This is a genomic window from Oceanobacillus sp. FSL W7-1293, assembly GCF_037969815.1.
GTDB lineage: Bacteria > Bacillota > Bacilli > Bacillales > Amphibacillaceae > Oceanobacillus > Oceanobacillus oncorhynchi.
In genome coordinates, this window is sequence record NZ_CP150212.1 from 2,928,701 (window position 1) to 2,946,251 (window position 17,551).

21 protein-coding genes and 1 riboswitch are annotated in these 17,551 nt (G+C 39.2%); of the genes, 12 read left to right on the plus strand and 9 right to left on the minus strand.

Going from position 1 to position 17,551, the window contains the following annotated elements:
• Entirely contained in the window at nucleotides 1-1,104 is a 1,104-nt protein-coding gene (gene gcvT / locus MKY65_RS14345; protein ID WP_339177914.1) for a glycine cleavage system aminomethyltransferase GcvT, read from the minus strand.
• A gap of 232 nt (nucleotides 1,105-1,336) precedes the next feature.
• Nucleotides 1,337-1,426, minus strand: a riboswitch (glycine riboswitch).
• Between the two features lie 160 nt (nucleotides 1,427-1,586).
• On the opposite strand from gcvT, the gene MKY65_RS14350 reads away from it, so the two are divergent.
• On the plus strand, nucleotides 1,587-3,251 hold the full coding sequence (locus tag MKY65_RS14350) for an SNF2-related protein (protein ID WP_339177916.1): 1,665 nt from the start codon (nucleotides 1,587-1,589) through the stop codon (nucleotides 3,249-3,251).
• The gene (locus tag MKY65_RS14355) at nucleotides 3,235-4,026 is read left to right on the plus strand and encodes a YqhG family protein (protein ID WP_339177919.1); all 792 of its coding nucleotides are present in this window, start codon (nucleotides 3,235-3,237) and stop codon (nucleotides 4,024-4,026) included. Before MKY65_RS14350 ends, MKY65_RS14355 begins: the two co-directional genes overlap by 17 nt.
• A gap of 5 nt (nucleotides 4,027-4,031) precedes the next feature.
• On the opposite strand, the gene MKY65_RS14360 is transcribed toward MKY65_RS14355, so the two are convergent.
• Entirely contained in the window at nucleotides 4,032-4,226 is a 195-nt protein-coding gene (locus MKY65_RS14360) for a YqzE family protein (protein ID WP_339177922.1), read from the minus strand.
• A 148-nt stretch (nucleotides 4,227-4,374) separates the two neighbouring features.
• Between MKY65_RS14360 and comGA the strand changes: the two genes are divergently transcribed.
• The 8 genes from comGA to MKY65_RS14400 all read left to right on the plus strand — a co-directional run bounded on the left by comGA (nucleotide 4,375) and on the right by MKY65_RS14400 (nucleotide 8,595).
• Nucleotides 4,375-5,373, plus strand: a complete 999-nt coding sequence (gene comGA, locus MKY65_RS14365) for a competence type IV pilus ATPase ComGA (RefSeq protein ID WP_339177924.1) — start codon at nucleotides 4,375-4,377, stop codon at nucleotides 5,371-5,373.
• Nucleotides 5,342-6,382 carry a type II secretion system F family protein gene (locus MKY65_RS14370; protein WP_339177926.1) on the plus strand — a complete coding sequence of 347 codons (1,041 nt, stop codon included), beginning with the start codon at nucleotides 5,342-5,344 and terminating at the stop codon, nucleotides 6,380-6,382. The genes comGA and MKY65_RS14370 overlap by 32 nt, the downstream gene beginning before the upstream one ends.
• A 13-nt stretch (nucleotides 6,383-6,395) precedes the next feature.
• Nucleotides 6,396-6,701 carry a competence type IV pilus major pilin ComGC gene (gene comGC / locus MKY65_RS14375; protein ID WP_339177928.1) on the plus strand — a complete coding sequence of 102 codons (306 nt, stop codon included), beginning with the start codon at nucleotides 6,396-6,398 and terminating at the stop codon, nucleotides 6,699-6,701.
• Nucleotides 6,688-7,119: a competence type IV pilus minor pilin ComGD gene (comGD, locus tag MKY65_RS14380; RefSeq protein ID WP_339177930.1), complete on the plus strand. Its 432-nt coding sequence runs from the start codon at nucleotides 6,688-6,690 to the stop codon at nucleotides 7,117-7,119. The genes comGC and comGD overlap by 14 nt, the downstream gene beginning before the upstream one ends.
• A complete protein-coding gene (locus MKY65_RS14385) occupies nucleotides 7,103-7,441 on the plus strand; it encodes a hypothetical protein (RefSeq protein WP_339177931.1) in 339 nt (112 codons plus the stop codon). The genes comGD and MKY65_RS14385 overlap by 17 nt, the downstream gene beginning before the upstream one ends.
• On the plus strand, nucleotides 7,425-7,859 hold the full coding sequence (gene comGF / locus MKY65_RS14390) for a competence type IV pilus minor pilin ComGF (RefSeq protein ID WP_339177934.1): 435 nt from the start codon (nucleotides 7,425-7,427) through the stop codon (nucleotides 7,857-7,859). Before MKY65_RS14385 ends, comGF begins: the two co-directional genes overlap by 17 nt.
• Nucleotides 7,831-8,199 carry a hypothetical protein gene (locus MKY65_RS14395; RefSeq protein ID WP_339177935.1) on the plus strand — a complete coding sequence of 123 codons (369 nt, stop codon included), beginning with the start codon at nucleotides 7,831-7,833 and terminating at the stop codon, nucleotides 8,197-8,199. Before comGF ends, MKY65_RS14395 begins: the two co-directional genes overlap by 29 nt.
• 153 nt (nucleotides 8,200-8,352) lie before the next feature.
• Entirely contained in the window at nucleotides 8,353-8,595 is a 243-nt protein-coding gene (locus MKY65_RS14400; RefSeq protein ID WP_040985302.1) for a DUF2626 domain-containing protein, read from the plus strand.
• Between the two features lie 86 nt (nucleotides 8,596-8,681).
• Here MKY65_RS14400 and MKY65_RS14405 read toward each other — a convergent pair whose 3' ends face one another.
• Nucleotides 8,682-9,311 (minus strand): MBL fold metallo-hydrolase, encoded by a 630-nt coding sequence (locus tag MKY65_RS14405; RefSeq protein ID WP_339177939.1) that lies wholly within the window; start codon nucleotides 9,309-9,311, stop codon nucleotides 8,682-8,684.
• A 142-nt stretch (nucleotides 9,312-9,453) separates the two neighbouring features.
• Between MKY65_RS14405 and MKY65_RS14410 the strand changes: the two genes are divergently transcribed.
• Nucleotides 9,454-9,627 carry a DUF2759 family protein gene (locus MKY65_RS14410; protein ID WP_084612994.1) on the plus strand — a complete coding sequence of 58 codons (174 nt, stop codon included), beginning with the start codon at nucleotides 9,454-9,456 and terminating at the stop codon, nucleotides 9,625-9,627.
• 372 nt (nucleotides 9,628-9,999) lie between these two features.
• Here MKY65_RS14410 and MKY65_RS14415 read toward each other — a convergent pair whose 3' ends face one another.
• From MKY65_RS14415 to MKY65_RS14435, 5 genes are all read right to left on the minus strand, one after another.
• On the minus strand, nucleotides 10,000-11,940 hold the full coding sequence (locus MKY65_RS14415) for an LTA synthase family protein (protein WP_339177941.1): 1,941 nt from the start codon (nucleotides 11,938-11,940) through the stop codon (nucleotides 10,000-10,002).
• 220 nt (nucleotides 11,941-12,160) lie between these two features.
• Entirely contained in the window at nucleotides 12,161-13,120 is a 960-nt protein-coding gene (locus MKY65_RS14420; protein WP_339177943.1) for an ROK family glucokinase, read from the minus strand.
• Nucleotides 13,113-13,325 carry a YqgQ family protein gene (locus MKY65_RS14425; protein ID WP_339177945.1) on the minus strand — a complete coding sequence of 71 codons (213 nt, stop codon included), beginning with the start codon at nucleotides 13,323-13,325 and terminating at the stop codon, nucleotides 13,113-13,115. Before MKY65_RS14425 ends, MKY65_RS14420 begins: the two co-directional genes overlap by 8 nt.
• Nucleotides 13,326-13,392: 67 nt before the next feature.
• Nucleotides 13,393-14,838 (minus strand): spore germination protein, encoded by a 1,446-nt coding sequence (locus MKY65_RS14430; protein WP_339185254.1) that lies wholly within the window; start codon nucleotides 14,836-14,838, stop codon nucleotides 13,393-13,395.
• Nucleotides 14,839-14,977: 139 nt separating this feature from the next.
• Nucleotides 14,978-16,525 carry a rhomboid family intramembrane serine protease gene (locus MKY65_RS14435; protein ID WP_339177948.1) on the minus strand — a complete coding sequence of 516 codons (1,548 nt, stop codon included), beginning with the start codon at nucleotides 16,523-16,525 and terminating at the stop codon, nucleotides 14,978-14,980.
• A 172-nt stretch (nucleotides 16,526-16,697) separates the two neighbouring features.
• Here MKY65_RS14435 and MKY65_RS14440 point away from each other — a divergent pair, with 172 nt between their 5' ends.
• On the plus strand, nucleotides 16,698-16,853 hold the full coding sequence (locus tag MKY65_RS14440; RefSeq protein ID WP_339177951.1) for a hypothetical protein: 156 nt from the start codon (nucleotides 16,698-16,700) through the stop codon (nucleotides 16,851-16,853).
• A 100-nt stretch (nucleotides 16,854-16,953) separates the two neighbouring features.
• Here MKY65_RS14440 and MKY65_RS14445 read toward each other — a convergent pair whose 3' ends face one another.
• The gene (locus MKY65_RS14445) at nucleotides 16,954-17,523 is read right to left on the minus strand and encodes a 5-formyltetrahydrofolate cyclo-ligase (RefSeq protein WP_339177953.1); all 570 of its coding nucleotides are present in this window, start codon (nucleotides 17,521-17,523) and stop codon (nucleotides 16,954-16,956) included.
• Nucleotides 17,524-17,551 lie beyond the last annotated feature (28 nt).

Consider the following 17,551-nt stretch of genomic DNA (forward strand, 5'->3'; position numbering starts at 1 on the left):
TTATCTACGGTAGAACGGTGTCTTGACCACCTTCGCTTTTAAGCGGCGCTTTCGAACCTGAACCTCCACCTCTGCTCCAATCTTTGCGGAATCAGATTGAATCAGTACGAGACCAATATTTTTGTTTAGTGTAGGTGACTGTGTACCGGAAGTAACAAAACCAATCTCGGTATCTCCCTGGTACACTGGATAGCCGTGTCTTGGAATACCCTTATCAATCATTTCGATTCCTGCAAGCTTTCTTTCTGTCCCATTAGCTGCTTGCTGTTCAAGTGCTTCTTTTCCTATGAAATCTACTCCCTTATTCAGCTTCACAGCAAAATCTAAACCAGCTTCCAATGGCGAAATATCAGCTGACAGCTCTTGCCCGTATAAAGCAAGATTCGCTTCAAAGCGCAGCGTATCTCTTGCTCCCAAACCGATTGGCTGGATACCTTCTTCCTTTCCCTTTTCAAGCAGTGTATTCCACAAATCTTTGCCATTTTCAGAATCGAGATAAATTTCAAAACCATCTTCGCCTGTGTACCCTGTTCTGGAGATGAGGGCCTTTCCTTTCATTCCTTCCATTTCAATATCCTTTTTAAAACGGAAGAAAGAGATATCTTGAAGCGGTTCTTTTACAATCTTTTGTAAAATCTGCTCTGCTTTCGGTCCTTGCAAAGCTAATTGCGCATAATTTTCCGAAACATTTTCTATGGTAACATTCGGATTGAAATTATTTTGTTCCTGCAGCCAGGCAACGTCTTTCCCCGTATTAGCAGCATTTACAACAAGCAAGTATTCATTTTCAGCCAGCATATATACAATTAAATCATCGACTGTTCCACCATTTTCATAGCACATAAACGTATATTGTGCTTTGTTTGGCACTAGCTTTGTTACATCATTTGTTAAAGTCGTCTGTAAAAAATGAACACTTTCCGGACCGCTCACCAAAACCTCGCCCATATGCGACACATCGAACAGACCGGCTTTTGTCCGGACCGCTACATGCTCTTCTTTAATACCTGAAAACTGCACCGGCAAATCCCATCCGCCAAAATCAATGGTCTTGGCAACCCTTTCATAAGCTGGAAAAATCGGTGTACGTTTTAATTCACTCATCTGCTTCTCTCCTTACTAAGGTTGATTGAAATACGTGAACATCCTTATAACATTTGCTGGTGATTTAAAGAAATTGATTTTAAACACAAAAATAGAGACTCCTCCTAAAAGAAGTCTCTGTCCGCAAACCAGAAAGTTGCATATTCACAAAGAAAACGGTCTTCATCATGTGAATATTTGCTTCGTGGGTGGTTTATAGGCAGCTGATGCCTATAAACGCTCTCCAGAGTAGCGTCCTACAAGAGTCTTTTTGCCTGAGAGATTCGCTCTTAACTTGCTCCTTCGGCGTTACATAAACTGTAAGCTCTCCCCTTGTATTCATCCGCTGATTGAATATATTCATGTTGGTTATACTAAAGGATATATAATCCTTCATCATATAGTATGTTAGCAGGAAAATCTATTTGACAAAAGTATATCATAACTCTTTAAAAAAGTAATTGAAAAACCATATTTTACCCGAAAGGATGTGCATCGAATAAATGGATTCTATTCAAATTCAACAAGACAATCAATTCATTACGGACTTAGAGTCAGCCTTTCGTGATGAAAATGATTTAACAAATTGGGAGCTATTTCGTATGGCATATCAGGCTGCAAATGTAACAAAGCGCCCTTCTTTCAAAGGCTTGCAGGCGCTGGAATATTTGCCGCATCTGGATATTTTAGATCATCAATTACAAGCTGCCGAACAAGTAATTGAAACGATGCATGGCCGTGCCATTTTAGCGGACGAAGTAGGACTTGGAAAAACAATTGAAGCAGGACTGGTTCTAAAAGAATATATGGTAAGAGGGCTGGTGAAAAAAGCATTAATTCTTGTTCCGGCTTCTCTCGTAAATCAATGGGAAAAAGAATTAAACGAAAAATTTCTCATTCCTGCCATTGCCTATCGTAAAAATTACAGCTGGGACGATAATCCAATTATTATATCTTCCATTGATTCCGCCAAGCGTTCTCCGCATCGGGAGGCTATTTTAGATATAGATTATGATTTTATCCTGGTGGATGAGGCTCATAAACTAAAAAATGAGCAGACAAAAAACTACCAGTTTGTTCAAGAATTAAAGAAAAAGTATTGTCTTTTATTAACTGCTACGCCGGTACAAAATAAGCTGTTAGAATTATTTAATCTTGTCAGCCTTTTAAAGCCTGGACATCTAGGGAATTATAAAAGTTTTACAGAGAAGTATGGAAAGGACCGCAAAAAAATGGAACAGGATCCTTATCTGAAGAAGCTTGTCCAGCAGGTAATGGTCCGTAATACAAGGAAAGATACCAGCTTAAACAATTCTAAAAGAAAAATCCAAACCATTTGGACTTCTCTTCCAGAAAGCTATCACAAGGTTTATCACCAATTAATGGAGCTGTCTTTTGGAATGGCATCCTTTGCTAAAATCACTTATTTACGTGAATTCTGTTCTTCCAGAGAGGCTTGCTTTACCTCTTTGATGAAATTAGACCAAGCCGGAAATCATGAAGCTATTCAGGAAGTCATCGGAAATATTGAACAGCTGGAGCAGCATCCCAAAGCGGAGGAATTAACCAATCTGATTAAATCGCTGAATGGTGAAAAAGTGATTGTTTTTACCGAATATCGCGCTACACAGTACTATCTGCAATGGTATCTGCAGCAGCACGGTATTTCTTCAGTACCTTTTCGCGGCGGCTTTAAACGAGGAAAAAAAGATTGGATGAAGCAATTATTTAGGGACCACGCACAGGTTCTGATTGCCACCGAAGCCGGCGGCGAAGGAATTAATCTGCAATTTTGTCATCATCTGATCAACTATGATTTACCTTGGAATCCGATGCGCTTAGAGCAGCGAATTGGCCGTATTCACCGTTTTGGCCAAGAATCAGATGTGCATATCTACAACATTGTCACGAAGCAGACGATTGAAGAGCATATATTGTCCATGCTTTACGAAAAAATAAACTTGTTTGAGAATGTAATTGGTAATTTAGATGCCATTTTAGCAGAGTTGAAAGTAGATAGTATGGAGAAAGAAATAGAATCTATCTATCAGGAATCCACTTCAGCTGGAGAAGTTCGTATTAAGCTCGATAATTTGAAATACGTGATGGAGCAGGCAAACCAGGAAATACAAAACGAGGAGCAATATAGAGATGGAACAGCAAATTGATTTATCCGATTTTCTAACCAGCTATTTTGAAACCAAACATTGTACCATCCTTTCTAAAGACGAGGGACAAATTCATATCCAGCTTACCGAAGAAATGGACAAAGAATTAATGAACCGCCCTTTCTACTGGCATTACATTAAAAAAATCGGCCGGGAAGGAGAGCCCCAGGCGCTGCGTCTGATTACGGACAAAGAGAAAGCGAGTGAACCAGGGGAATGGATTCATTTTGGGAGTCCGAGACTGCATCAAATTATTAATAAATTAACGGAAAAAGAACGTTATACCAGATTATTTGAGGAGGTCCGCACATCGGAAAACACTCCCCTGTATCCTTGGCTTGTAGTCAATATAAAAATCAGCTACCGTGGTGTCCAGCATAAGGATGAAATATTTTCTGTCGGCCTGCAGCTGCTTCACGGGCATATGGCTTTAAATATGATGGATTATTTAGATCGTATCCCGCTTGATAGAGCCATATCCGATTATTGTTATACGCTGACGCCGATGATTAATCCCAAAAGTGGATTTCTCCGTATTCAAAACGTTTTATTACAACACGTTCAAAACCAGGATAACGCATGGGCTGCTGCATCTATCCAACAGCTGGAAGCGGAAAAAGCTACCTTAAAGCATTTTTATGCGGATGAACTTGATCATCCAAGGTATGTAGAAGAATTAGAAGCGTTGGAGAAGCGGTTTAAACCAATGATTACATTTCAGGTGATTAATGGAGGAATTTTTTACTTAACTGCATCCACAATGAATGAAAAATAGCCGGATTAATCCCGGCTATTTTTTCTTTCATGGTACCAGGACTGAATGGAAAAAGGAATAACCCCCAGCCATTTGTTACCATACATCGGATAAGATAATTTCTTCTTTTTTTGTTTGCGCTCTGCTTTTTCTTCTGAAGATAAGTTCATGTATTTCACCGCTTCTTCTGTCAGAAAACGGATATAGTCATTGCTTTTCATACTCTATCATCGCTCCTTTTTAAAGACCGTTCTATTTTTAGTTTAAACAATTAAAAAAATTCTATTCTTTTTTGATAAAAAGAAGGACATTTAAAAAAAATGTCGAATTATAAGTTATGTCAGAATTAGTTGTAAAGGAGGTGAGCTAATGAATCACGTCACTAAATTATCTGACGATCTCTTTCAGTCGGCCACGAAGCAGCATGCATCCGATATCCACTTCTATCCTTATGAGCAGGAAACAGAAATCTACTTCCGCATCCACGGGAAACGTACCTTCATCCGGACCATTTTAACAAAGCAATACCAGCTTCTAAGAACATTTTTTAAATTCAATGCCAATATGGATATCGGTGAAAGCAGAAAGCCTCAGGCAGGTACGATGATCTGGAGTTTCGAATCAAAAGATTATGCACTTCGTATCTCAACCCTTCCCCATTATCAGCAAGAAACGATTGCCATCCGGATTCTTCCTCAAAATGACACTTTACCGCTGGATTATTTATTTCTTTTTCCAAAACAAATAGAGCAAATGCGAAGATGGATGAGCCATGAATCGGGTCTTATCCTGATAACCGGGGCAACAGGAAGCGGGAAATCATCTACATTATATTCCCTGTTAGAAACGGAAATGAAAGAAAGGCCTTGTCAAATTATTTCCTTAGAGGACCCTATCGAAAGAAAAATAAAGCAAATTCTGCAAGTACAAATCAATGAGCGTGCAGGTATTTCCTATCAAGCGGGATTAAAAGCTGCGTTGCGTCATGACCCTGATATTCTGATGGTCGGGGAAATACGGGATAAAGAAACTGCGCACTTTGCCGTGGAGGCTGCCCTGACCGGTCACCTTGTCCTCAGTACGCTGCATGCAAAAAATGCAGTCGGTACGATTTTCCGTTTGAAAGAGATGGGAATCAAAACAGCTGACCTTCATCAGATTCTGATCGGGGTGGGCGCCCTGCGCCTTATTCCAATCAGAAGAAAGAATAAACAGCAGCGGAGTGCAATCGGAGAATTGATTGAAGGCGTCCACCTGACAAAAGCTATTGAAGGCAATCTCCAAACTCTCCCGGAAAAGCAGCAATTTAAAAATTTACAAAGAAAGGCATTTGCTTATGGTTTTACTGAAACGATTTCTCCCCAATAATCAAAGGTTAACGATTACCACCCAGCTGCAATTTTTACACGTTTTGCAGCGCATGCTTTCCAGAGGCCTTACCCTTGTCCATTCCTTAGATGCAATGAAATATTACGGTGAATTAGAACACATTTCCAAACAGGTTTTAAGTAATCTGGAAGCAGGGCAACAGCTGGATGAAGCAATGGATCAGGCTGGTTTCCATCATTCCATTGTCTCTTACCTTTTTGTAGTAAGGGAAAAAGCAGATATTTATGAACGAATCGAGCATTGCTATCAATTATTTCAGCAACGCGTTCACTACATTCGTAAATTTCAGCAAACAGTGCGTTATCCCCTTATATTAATGATAATTTTTAGCGGACTGTTATTTTTTATTTATTCACGTGTCATCCCTTCCTTCCAGCAGCTGATGTTTGGTGAGCTTCCTATGCTGCTGCAAGCTGTTATTTTTCTTTCTACATGGCTCGGATATTCTCTCCTTATTCTTTTTGTTCTTTCCACCCTTGTTGCGCTTGTTTGGCTATTTTCAAGAAATAATATCTCTTTAGAAACAAAACTGTCTATATATAAACGAATGCCTCTCTACCGCTCTTACGTAAAAAGACAAACATCCTTTCACTTTGCCGCATTATACAGCTCTCTTCTGCAAACCGGGATGCCGATGAAGGAATTATTAAGTTATATGTCCCGGCAGACTAAGCTTCCGATTATTTCTTATTACGCGAAGCAGATGCAGCTGGAATATTTTAAAGGAAGATCCATTCACGGACTGTTAACAACGATGGAATTTTTAGAGAGCCATCTGTCGGATATTTTATCCTCTAATATGGATGCGAAAAGCCTGGCGAAGGATTTAGCTATCTATGCAGATATTTCGATTGATACCATGTATCAGCGGCTTCAAAAAAGGATTGTTTATATCCAACCTGTTTTTTTCTCGATTATCGGAGCATTTATCATATTGATTTACATTAGTCTGATGTCTCCTATGTTTGAATTAATGAATACGATGTAAAGGAGCGGTTTTTATGTTAAAAAGTTCAAAAGGATTCACACTGATTGAAATGTTGATAGTTTTAATGGTTATCTCGGTAATAATGATTTTAATTATACCGAATCTGGGCAAGAAAACAGGGGATGTTCACTCGAAGGGCTGTGATGCATTAATTTCTGTCGTACAAGCTCAGGCAGATGCTTATCATATTGATACAGGCAATTTACCTTCCAGTATGAATCAGCTGGTAAGCGCTGATTATATCACCGAAGACCAGCGGACATGCTCAAACGGAAATGAGCTCTCCATTTCTAATGGTGTTGTAAATGCCTCAAACTGAACGAGGGTTTACACTGATTGAGGCATTGTTTGCATTATCCATCCTGTCGATTATTCTTTTACTCATTCCCAGGCAGCAGGTGGAGCAAATAGATAAATTCGAGCTGCAGCATTTTTTTGATACATTAGAAATGGATGTGCTCTACTTGCAAAGCACAGCAAGCACGCAGGAAAACGATATCCCATATGTACTAAAGTTTAATCCAGACAGCTACAGCATTGTGCTTGATCGGTTTAGAGAAATCAAGCGGGAATATCCGGCTCAATTTTCGTTAGTGACCTCATTTCCCAAAAATGTTGAATTCTACATCAGCGGGGTTATTAAAAATCCCCAGACGATTCGAGTAAGCTTGGCAGGAGAGCCTTATCAGATTGTATTTCCGTTAGGGAAAGGCAGATACTATGTGGAAAAAAGATAAAGGGTTTACCTTATTTGAAACTTTAATTGCGTCCCTGCTTCTATTCTCCATGCTGACGATACTTTTGCCGCTTCTCTCCATCATTGCAAAAGAACAGTATAATTCCATTGAAAAAGTACAAATCACAAGTAAATTACATGATGACATGCAGGGTATTCTGGCGGGAGCGGCACCTTTTTCAGGTAACTACACCGTAACTCCTTACCAGACGCCTGCAGCCTTCTCTTTTTCGCTGGAAGGTAAGTACCTGAAAGGATGTGCAGAATGGACTAATGCAAAACAAAAAACAGAGAGTAAATGCCTTTATGCGATTATGGAGTAATACAAAAGGTTTTACGTTCATCTCAATGCTCGTTGCTATGACCATCCTGGTATTAACACTGCCTTTTGTATCTTATGCTCTGTCTGCATTGCAGCTGAAACAAACAAATACGGAAGCCTTATCTGTACAACAATTTTTTACTCAATTACACTATGATGTCATGTCTTCCTCTTCTGCGCATGTAGCGAATAACCAATTATATATCCGTGCTACTGATCGAAACGACCACACAGAAAGTATAGCCCGCGTCAGTCTCTACAATAATACGATACGCAGGCAGGTAAATGGATTAGGTCATGAAATTTATCTTCGACAGGTTGCTGATATTACGTTTGAAGAACAAGCAAACGCTATTTTTTTAACCATTACCAAAGAATCAGGTGACGTTTATGAAAAAACGATTTACAATTATCCATAACCAGCAAGGATTTTTATTATTTCATGTCGTCTGGGTAATTCTTATTGTATTTCTTTCAATCCATTTTTTGCTTTATCATTACCATACGTCAAAAGTTGTTGCTCAAAATCAGCTGTATCATATAGAAATAGAGACACTTTTTCAAATGGCGTATCAGCAATTCCAGAATGAAACAGGTGATGACGAGATTTCTTTTCCCTATCAGACTGATTATGTTTTTCCTCAGGGAGATGTTACCATAACACTTCACAAAGAAAGAAACAATACAATTTATATCGTTTTTTTAATCAAACCAACAGAGAGCAATCATACTTATCGATTATCCCGCCCTTACGCATAAAAGGACAGGTTCAACATTAATTTGAATGATTTTTCATTGTTTTGAAATTAAATCTATGCTAATTGGGCATGATATCTATAAGAATCGTTTACAATCCTTTCTTGCTCGTATATAATAACTATGAGAACGTTACCTATAAAGGAGGGGGAAGACATGGACCGCATGTTTCGTGTTCTTGCCTTTTGGACAGGTATTTTTACAGTTATGTTTTATGTAGGTGACATGCTGAATACTGCACTATTATTCCTTGTTCAAACGGCGTTTTTCCTTACACTGAGTTACTTAAAGCTGTCTGAACGTATGTACATGTATCTGTTTGGTGCATATTGTACGGTATTTATTGTTGGATATACTTGGTATTCTGAGTTTATCCTGGTACCTGGATTTGGACATTAAAAACATCGAAAAAAGACCATCTGTATTGGATTATAGATGGTCTTTTTTCTATTTAATTCTGTTCCCGCAATAAAGATACTACCTTTCTATGCCGGAAAAAAAGGATTATTTTTCTTCTCATAGCCGATTGTCGTTGCAGGTCCGTGTCCGGGAAGAACCGTCAGATCCTCCGGCAAACGATATAATTTTTCCCTTACCGTATGCTCAAGAATATCTATATCCCCATCAACTAAATCTGTTCTTCCAATCCCCTGTTGAAACAGGACATCTCCGCAAACAGCAAAATTATCTTCAGGAAAAACAAAGCTGATGCTTCCCGGCGAATGGCCGGGTGTGTGTAATGCCTCCATGAAAAATCCGCCAGCTTCCAATGGTCCTTCTTCTAATTCTTTATCTGCCGCTTGCGCAGTTACGGGCTGTCCCATTAATTTAGCTGAACCATTTAATTTAGGTTCCCCTAACCAATCCCATTCAGCTTTATGAAGATAAACCGGTGCATTTGTAAACTCCCGGACTCCTTCCAAACCGCCGATATGATCAAAATGAGCATGGGTCAGCAATATTGCCCTCACATTCAGCTGATGTTTTTCAATGGCAGCAATAATCTTCTCCGGTTCACCGCCGGGGTCGATAACTAAAGCATCTTTTTCTTCTTTTTTGTAAACGATATAGCAATTTGCCTGGACTAAACCTACCGGCATCGCAATAATTTCCATACCTATCTCTCCATTCTTTTATAATAACTCGACAAACACTTGGAAATACTATAAAATATAAATAGTTTAACGATAATTACATAGTATTAAATACTGACTTTTTACACAAGAATAATTACGTTGAAAAGGAGGAAAATTTCGGATGAGCCATATTATATTAGGAGTTATATTTTTAGCAGTTGCACTATTAGCGGTCGTATCCGTGATTCGTCAGTTGAAATATAAAAATATACTGGCGCTGTTATTTTCTGCTCTGACTGCAGTTGTCTTTGGATTCTTCTCCATCGCCACTATTATTTCAGAAATTACGGGCTAAAACGAAATGGACAGATTCATTTTATGTTAAACAACATAAAATGAATCTGTTTTTTATTGCACTTTTAGAAGTATCTAAAAAGTGGGAGCTAACCGCTCTAACGGGTTTCATGGGATGAGTAATCTTAGGCTCCAGAAATATACCCCGCTTTCCGTAGCGGTCGCACTAACCTGACAACATTGGTAATCGCAGTCACAGCCAGTTACACTGCGATAAAAGAGCCGAGATTCTTTATTATTGCATTTCATTTATAGCTATCGTTTTTATTTATTTTATTAAATTATTTGTGAAACAAAAGCACAAAATAGAGACAGCTGATTAATTAATTGATACAAAAAACGATGCAGGTGATGAGCACCTGCATCGTTTTTATTATTCCTCTTCCTCATCTCCAAAATCAACAAATCGGAATAAGTCTCCGTAAATGATGGAATCAGAGTAAGAAAGCTCTGTATCCACTTTTTCTTGAATGGAGTCACAAGCACTTTCTACCTGTTCTAACTCTTCACTTGCTTCTTCATCTGAATCAGTCTCTTCTTCAATAGCCTGATCCATTGGCTCTCCTGTTTCACGGTCATAACAGATTCCAGCTGTACTTACATAATCATCACTGACAAAATCGCCATTACGCAATGCGATATAGTCTTTTCTGTCATCACTGAATAAGTCATTACCGAAATAGATATCTTCACCAGGATCGACATCAAGCATGTTTAACATGGTTGGTTTCAAGTCGATTTGACCGGCAATCTCATCCATTACTTGGCCATTACCGTCTCCAGGGATGTGGATAAATAATGGTACACGCTGCAATTGCACCTGATCATAAGGAGTAATTTCATCCTGATCTAAATATTGGGCCATCGCTTTATTATGGTTTGCGCTGATTCCAATATGGTCACCCATAATGACGATAATAGAATCTTCATACATACCGGATTCTTTCAATTCATCAAAGAATTCTTCAATAGCCTCATCCATATAACGTACAGTTGGGATATAACTGTTCAGTGTATTGGAATTGGAATCAAATTTATCAATTGTTGCATCTTCCTCATCTAATTCAAACGGGAAGTGATTTGTCAGTAAAATCATTTTTGAATAGAACGGCTCTTCCAGATCCTCCAGAAGCGGGATAGATTGTTCAAAGAACGGTTTGTCTTTCAAACCCCATCCTACAGAATCTTCTGGTGTGACATCGTATGACTCCTCACCAAGGAATTCATCGATTTCTAAGCTGTCATACATTGCGTCTCTATTCCAAAAGCTTTTATTGTTCGCATGCAATACGGAAGAACTATAACCGGCTTCTTTAATCATTTCCGGGAAGGAATGATAATCATTTCCTCCGTGGGTAAAGAATACAGCACCGCGGGACAGCGGGTACAATGAATTTTCTACTAAGAATTCGGAATCAGATGTATTCCCCTGACCAGTTTGTTCATAGAAATTGTCAAAGTAATACGTATCCTCATCTTGAGCTAAATCATTCAGGAATGGTGTAACCTCTTCCCCATTTACTTCACTGTTCATCACAAAGTGTTGCAATGACTCTGCATTAAGGAAAATAATGTTTTTATCCTTCGCAATACCATTCATTTCTTCACTGCGCTCGTGATCTACATTTTCTTCTATAAATTCCTGAATTTCAGGAATTTCATTTCCGTCAGCAAAAACACGCTGTGATTCATTTTTTGAGTGAACAACAACATCGTATACATGATAGTTAAGCAGCCCGATATTTTTCACTAAATATTCACGGTCGAAACCACGGGTGAATAACTGTGGTCTTTCCATTTCTGCTAAGAAAAAGTTACCTGCAAGTAAAACTAATGAAAACGCCAGAACCCCGACTTTTCCGCTTCTAGGGTACAAGACAGATAAATTTCCTGCAAATTTCTTACTTATATACCAGACAATCGCCACATCAGCAAATATGAACAGGTCCCATGGCTTAATCAAAGTTAAGATACTGGATCCTAAATCTGTCATATTGCTTCCCATAAATAATTGCGGGATGGTGATAAAGTCTGTGAACTGGCGATAGAATACCAGATTTGCCCAGACAATCAGTGACATTGCCAGCATCGCATACCGAATATATTTCATTTGTCTGGAAGACTTTTTAAACCAGACCCCTAATGCCAGTATTAAGAATGCTGACACAAATGGATTAATAAACAGAATTAATTCCTGCATGGAGTTATCAAGTTCAATATTAAATACAAATCGATAGACAATATACGTTTTCAGGCCAAGAAGTAACGCCGCTATGACATAGAGCGGTATCTTTGGCTTTTTAAATCGTTTCATTATATCCTCTCCTAAATAATAAAAACAGGAATTCGAGTTTATCCTCTAACATACTACTTCCCATTTTATAAACTAATGTAAACCTACAATTAATGAATTCTACATCTTTTTCATACGATTTGGCAAGCAAAAGGTTTCACATTAAATCATTTTATTTTAATACCCGTTCATAAATTACTATTTTAGTAGATAATCTAAAAAAATCAAGTCTGAAAATCAATTAACTATTATTTTCATATACCAGATACGCTCCGCCAATAATGCCTGCATCATTGCCGAGCTGACAAACTTTAATCGTGCATACCTCGCTTATCCTTGGCAATGCGTGTTTTCTGAATGCTTTTGTAACAGCGTCAATTAAATAATCCCCTGCATTGGAAACCCCGCCGCCTATCAAAATATTGGAAGGATTAATAATCATTGACATATTTGCCATCGCTTTCCCTAAAACATCTGCGGTATAGTCAATAATCTCCTTAGAAGCCTGGTCTCCCTGTTTAGCCAGCTCAAAAATATGCTGGGTGGTAATACTTCCCTCTGATTGAAATAATTTCGCCAATTGGGATTCCGGGTTTGTCTGCACCTTTTCCATTCCTTGTCTGACGATGCCTGTTGCTGATGTAATGGTTTCTAGACATCCTCTTTTACCGCAGTTACATAAATGACCATCCTCTAATACTTCGATATGGCCAATTTCGCCTGCCATTCCATTGGCACCATTTAAGATGGACCCATTTGCGATAATTCCGCCGCCAACACCTGTACCAAGTGTGATGGCAATTAAATTTCTGGATTGATTCCCTGCACCGACCCAGTTCTCTCCTAATACGGCAATATTGGCATCATTCTCAGCATAAACGGGAACGTTCGCCAGTTTTTCAAGCTCTTCCGCTAAATGAATATCTTTCCAGCCAATATTTACAGCTTCTGCAATAATACCGGCATGCGCATCTACAAAGCCCGGTGCTCCGACGCCAATTCCTTTTATAGAAGCATCCTTAAATGACGGTGTCTGTAATTTTGATTCAATGCTTGCCCAAATATCTGAAATGATATGGACCCCTTCATTTGTTAAATCCGTAGGGATTTCCCATTTTTCAATGATATCTCCATTTTTTGTAATAAATCCAATTTTAACGGTCGTACCGCCGATATCTACGCCTGCTAATAGTTCACTCATTGTCTTCCGTCCCCTTTTTATATTCTCTTATCTCTTTTTTCAGAAGCAATAACGCTTGTTGAAATTGCTCTACACTAATTAATTTCCATTCATATAGTTCATTTATTTCCATTATCATTAATTCTAAATCACCTAAACGGTCTGCTGTATAAATAAAAGTACCAAACTTCAGCAGCAGCTTTCGTACATCGTGTATATTTTCCATACTATCACCAAAAACATTATACCAAAAGGGCATGAAAATGGGAAATGCGAAAAAGACCCAAATCGAATCAACGATCTGGATCTTTCGGCCGTAATATGGATGGACGCAGATGTCTCTCTGGTAATGGAAAACGAATAAAGGTATCACGCATATTCTTTGCGGAAAATGGAACCAGCGGCCAGAAATAAGGCGTATCCAACGTTCTCATCTTTATTAAAAATAACAGCCAAATGGTGACACCGACAACATATCCGCCGACGCCGAATAAAGCCGTTGTAAATAATAAAAATAAGCGGACAAGGCGGTTGGCCATGCCTAATTCATAGCTCGGCGTGGCATACGAGCCAATGGCTGCCGTCGCAATATATAAGACCACCTCATGGGAAAACCAGCCGACTTCTACCGAAACCTCACCAATCATAATCGCAGCTACTAAGCCTAGAGCGGTTGCGAGCGCTGATGGTGTATGAATCGAAGCCATTCTCAAAATATCCAGCCCCAGTTCGGCGATTAAAAATTGAACCAGCAATGGAATAACACCGGAATCTTCCGGTCCGATAAAATAAAATGCATCGGGCAACAGGTCTGGCTGTACAGAAAATAAATAATATAACGGCAGGAGAAGCAATGAAAAAAATATGGCGATAAATCGAACGATACGTAAATACGCTCCAACACTTGGCTTTTGACGATATTCCTCTGCATGCTGCAGATGCTGCCAAAACGTTGTTTGCGTAATCATCACACTTGGGGTTCCATCGATAATAAGCACAATATGCCCCTCTAAAAGGTGAGAAGCGGCTGTATCAGGCCGCTCGGTATAACGGACCGCAGGGTAGGGATTCCAATAACGGTGGCTAGAAAATTCCTCAATTGACTTTTCTGCCATTGGAAGCCCGTCTGTATCTATCCCGTCTAGTAACTTTTTCAGTCTCTCCACCTGTCTGGAATCAGCTATATCCTCTATGTAACTAATAACCACATCTGTTTTAGAGCGTCTGCCAACCTGTGTAAATTCCATTCTTAAAGAGCGGTCTCTGACTCGGCGTCTTGTTAATGCTGTATTAAATACGAGTGTTTCCACAAATCCATCACGGGGCCCTCTGACAACCCTTTCCAAATCAGGCTCTTCCGGAGACCTTGCCGGATATTCCCTTGCATCAATGATAATTGCCCTATCCAATTCATCTACAAATAAGACAGTGGCTCCAGAAAGGATAAAATCAACTATTTTATCCATCTCCTTCATTTCTTCCAGCTCAATATAGGGAATATCTCTCTTCACTAATTTTCGTAATGTATCGGTATCCAGCTCATTCGGTTGAAGTCTTTGCAGCGATTGCATAATATAGAGCATGATATCGTCTTTTGCAAACCCGTCGACCATAAACATAGCCATATCCTTCCCGGCATAGTTTAAGTCTAAATTAATTATGTCAAAGCTTTTATCCACTCCCAGATAAGACTTTAGATAAGAAACATTGGTCTCCAGACTTGGAGCTACTTTTTTCATCTGATTGGTCAATTTTATCACCTTACATCATAGGATGTAGATAGTTTATATCACCAGATGAAAACTATACATGCTACATCATTTAAAACACACTAAAAAAACCAAACTGCCGTTCACATTCAGCAGTCTGGTTTTTTAATCAGTAAGATTGCAAATCTTCCTTCAGCTTGGATAATTCTTCATCATCTGGAAAATGGGTTAAGCCTTCATCAATAATGGCTTCGATTTCTGCGGTGCTTGCGCCTTGCCTTGAATATAAAACAGCCAGGTTATTGTACATTTGCGGCAGTCTATTGTCGTATTGAACAGCCTCTTCCAAATCCTCTGCAGCCTCTGTATACTCCCCTTCTTGAATATACGCATATGAACGATGGAAAAGGAAATAGGGTATCAGCGTCTCATCATTCGTATCCTCCAAAGCTTCTGTTGCAATGGAAATGGCTTCGTTAAACTGATTCTCTTCTAATTGCATCTCTACTTCAATTAATTTCAACTCTGGAGATGAAGAATTGAAAGACCAGCCATAAATAAATAATCCAAGACTGAGCACAACAAAGCCAATCAAGGCAAGCAGCTGATTCTTTTTATTTTTTTTGTTTGGAACATAGGCTGCTGCAGCAATCAAAAACCCGCCGGCCAGTCCGCCAAGATGCGCTCCCATATCGATTTCAGGAATAGTAAATCCAATCACAAGGTTTATCCCTAAAATAAGCATGATATTAAAGCCCATTGTCTGAAAGAAAATTTTCTTATAAATCAATCCAAATAAGAGAAGTGCGCCAAACAGAGCGAATATGGCGCCCGATGCCCCTGCTGACACATTGATAGAAAAAGCAAAGCTTGCAATAGATCCTGTTAAACCGCCCAGGAAATAAATAAAAAGAAACCGGATCCTCCCGAATATTTGTTCAATGGCTGCGCCAAGGTAGAATAAAGCAAGCATATTCATCATCAAATGAAGGAAGTTCAGATGTAAAAACATCGATGTGAAGAATCTCCACCATTCTCCTTCCATGACAAGCAGATTAAAATTTGCCCCCATATCAATTAAATGCTGTGTATTCTCCATTTCTCCACTGGTTATTTGAAAAATAAAAATGAGTACGTTGATAGCAATCAATATGTATGTAAACAACGGTTTCGAAAATGAAAATACTTTCTTGCGATTCTCCATTTCTTCCTGCATTTCTTGAAATAAAATATCTTTCATGCGCTTTGCGGCAGTTTCTTTATCAGTATCTGTTACATATTTTTCTCTATCCGAAGACAATGAAACATGGAGATCAAGGTTTAATTGGCTGATTTCTTCCTCTTCATTTGCTTCAGTAAGATAATATGTATGCATCTTAGGATCTTTCTTTGTTCCTTCTCCCCGCGGGTGCTTTACGTCTTCCCAATCATCCACCGGCAGTTCTTCTGCGATATAAATCGAATAGAAGACAGCATTTGAGCTAGCAATAGCTTGCCTGATCCGCTGCATCTGCTGGTAGGCAATCTGCGAATCCTGACGCAGGTGATTCGACCAATCAAACGTTTGCGGCTTCACTCGAATAATAGCGGATTTTCTGTCAGCTTTGCGCTCCAGCCAGATTTCATCCGTTTGATAGTCACCGGCAATAATTCGAAAACCTTGTTCTGTTAATTTATTCACCAGCTCATACGCCCGATATTGCATATGTATGTCCATAAATCATCCTCCCCTCTTTGAAGCATACCAAATATTTATAATCAGGTACAATTTTCCGTTTGCAGCAAACCAGGATGCAATGATAATTTTTAAACAGGTTCGTAAGGCGTACCTGTCTTGCCATCCTGATTAAGCTCTCGCTACGATTTGCCGGCAAAGAGGGAGCATGCGGATGAATGGCGGAGAAAATAAAAATGGTAATTTAGAAATTAAACCGTTTCCTTTTTCTTTTCCCACAAAATCATATTACCAAGCAGCGGTACCAGGTACTTTCTCCCCTGTTTCCAATTTAACATGCGGTTTAAAATGCGGTATCTCCATTTCATAAAAAGGAATGCAATGGATATCTCGAAGGAGGTCAGGAAAATGATGCGCTTTATCTTTGTATTTGTGATGCTGCTAGAAAGCCATCTTATACATCAGATATGCTATTTGGAAGTTTTTATAGTTCGTTTCTCTGTTATAATCAGCTCCACAGGCAAATCATGGCTTTCTCTTGGAATACGCTCAACGAGCTGCTTTTCCGTGCACAGTGAAATCGTTACACCCTTATAATCAGCCAGCATACGATCATAATACCCGCCGCCATAGCCGATGCGATAGCCGTCCTTGTCAAAAATAACACCAGGCACCAGCAGCAAATCGATGTCAGCAGGCGCTATGGGTGTCGTTTTTTCTGGTATAGGTTCTTTTATTCCGGCATAGCCAGCTTCGATTTGATCGAGCTGATTCCAAGCATAATATTGCATTTCTTTCGTTTTCACAATACATTTAGGGGAAGCGATTATCTTCCCTTTCTCCCATGCCTTTTCCATGATGGAAGATGTAGCCCACTCCTGAGCCGTGGAGATTGTGATGCCTATTGTCGCAGCCTGCTGAAATACAGGACTTGCCACTAATTGATTCTGTAATTTTTCTTCTATATTTTTCCGTTCAAATTCCGACAATCCGCTTATATACGTCAGCATATGCTGCCGAAGCATCTTTTTTTCTGACATGAGAAATCCACCTCCATGGATAAAAAAA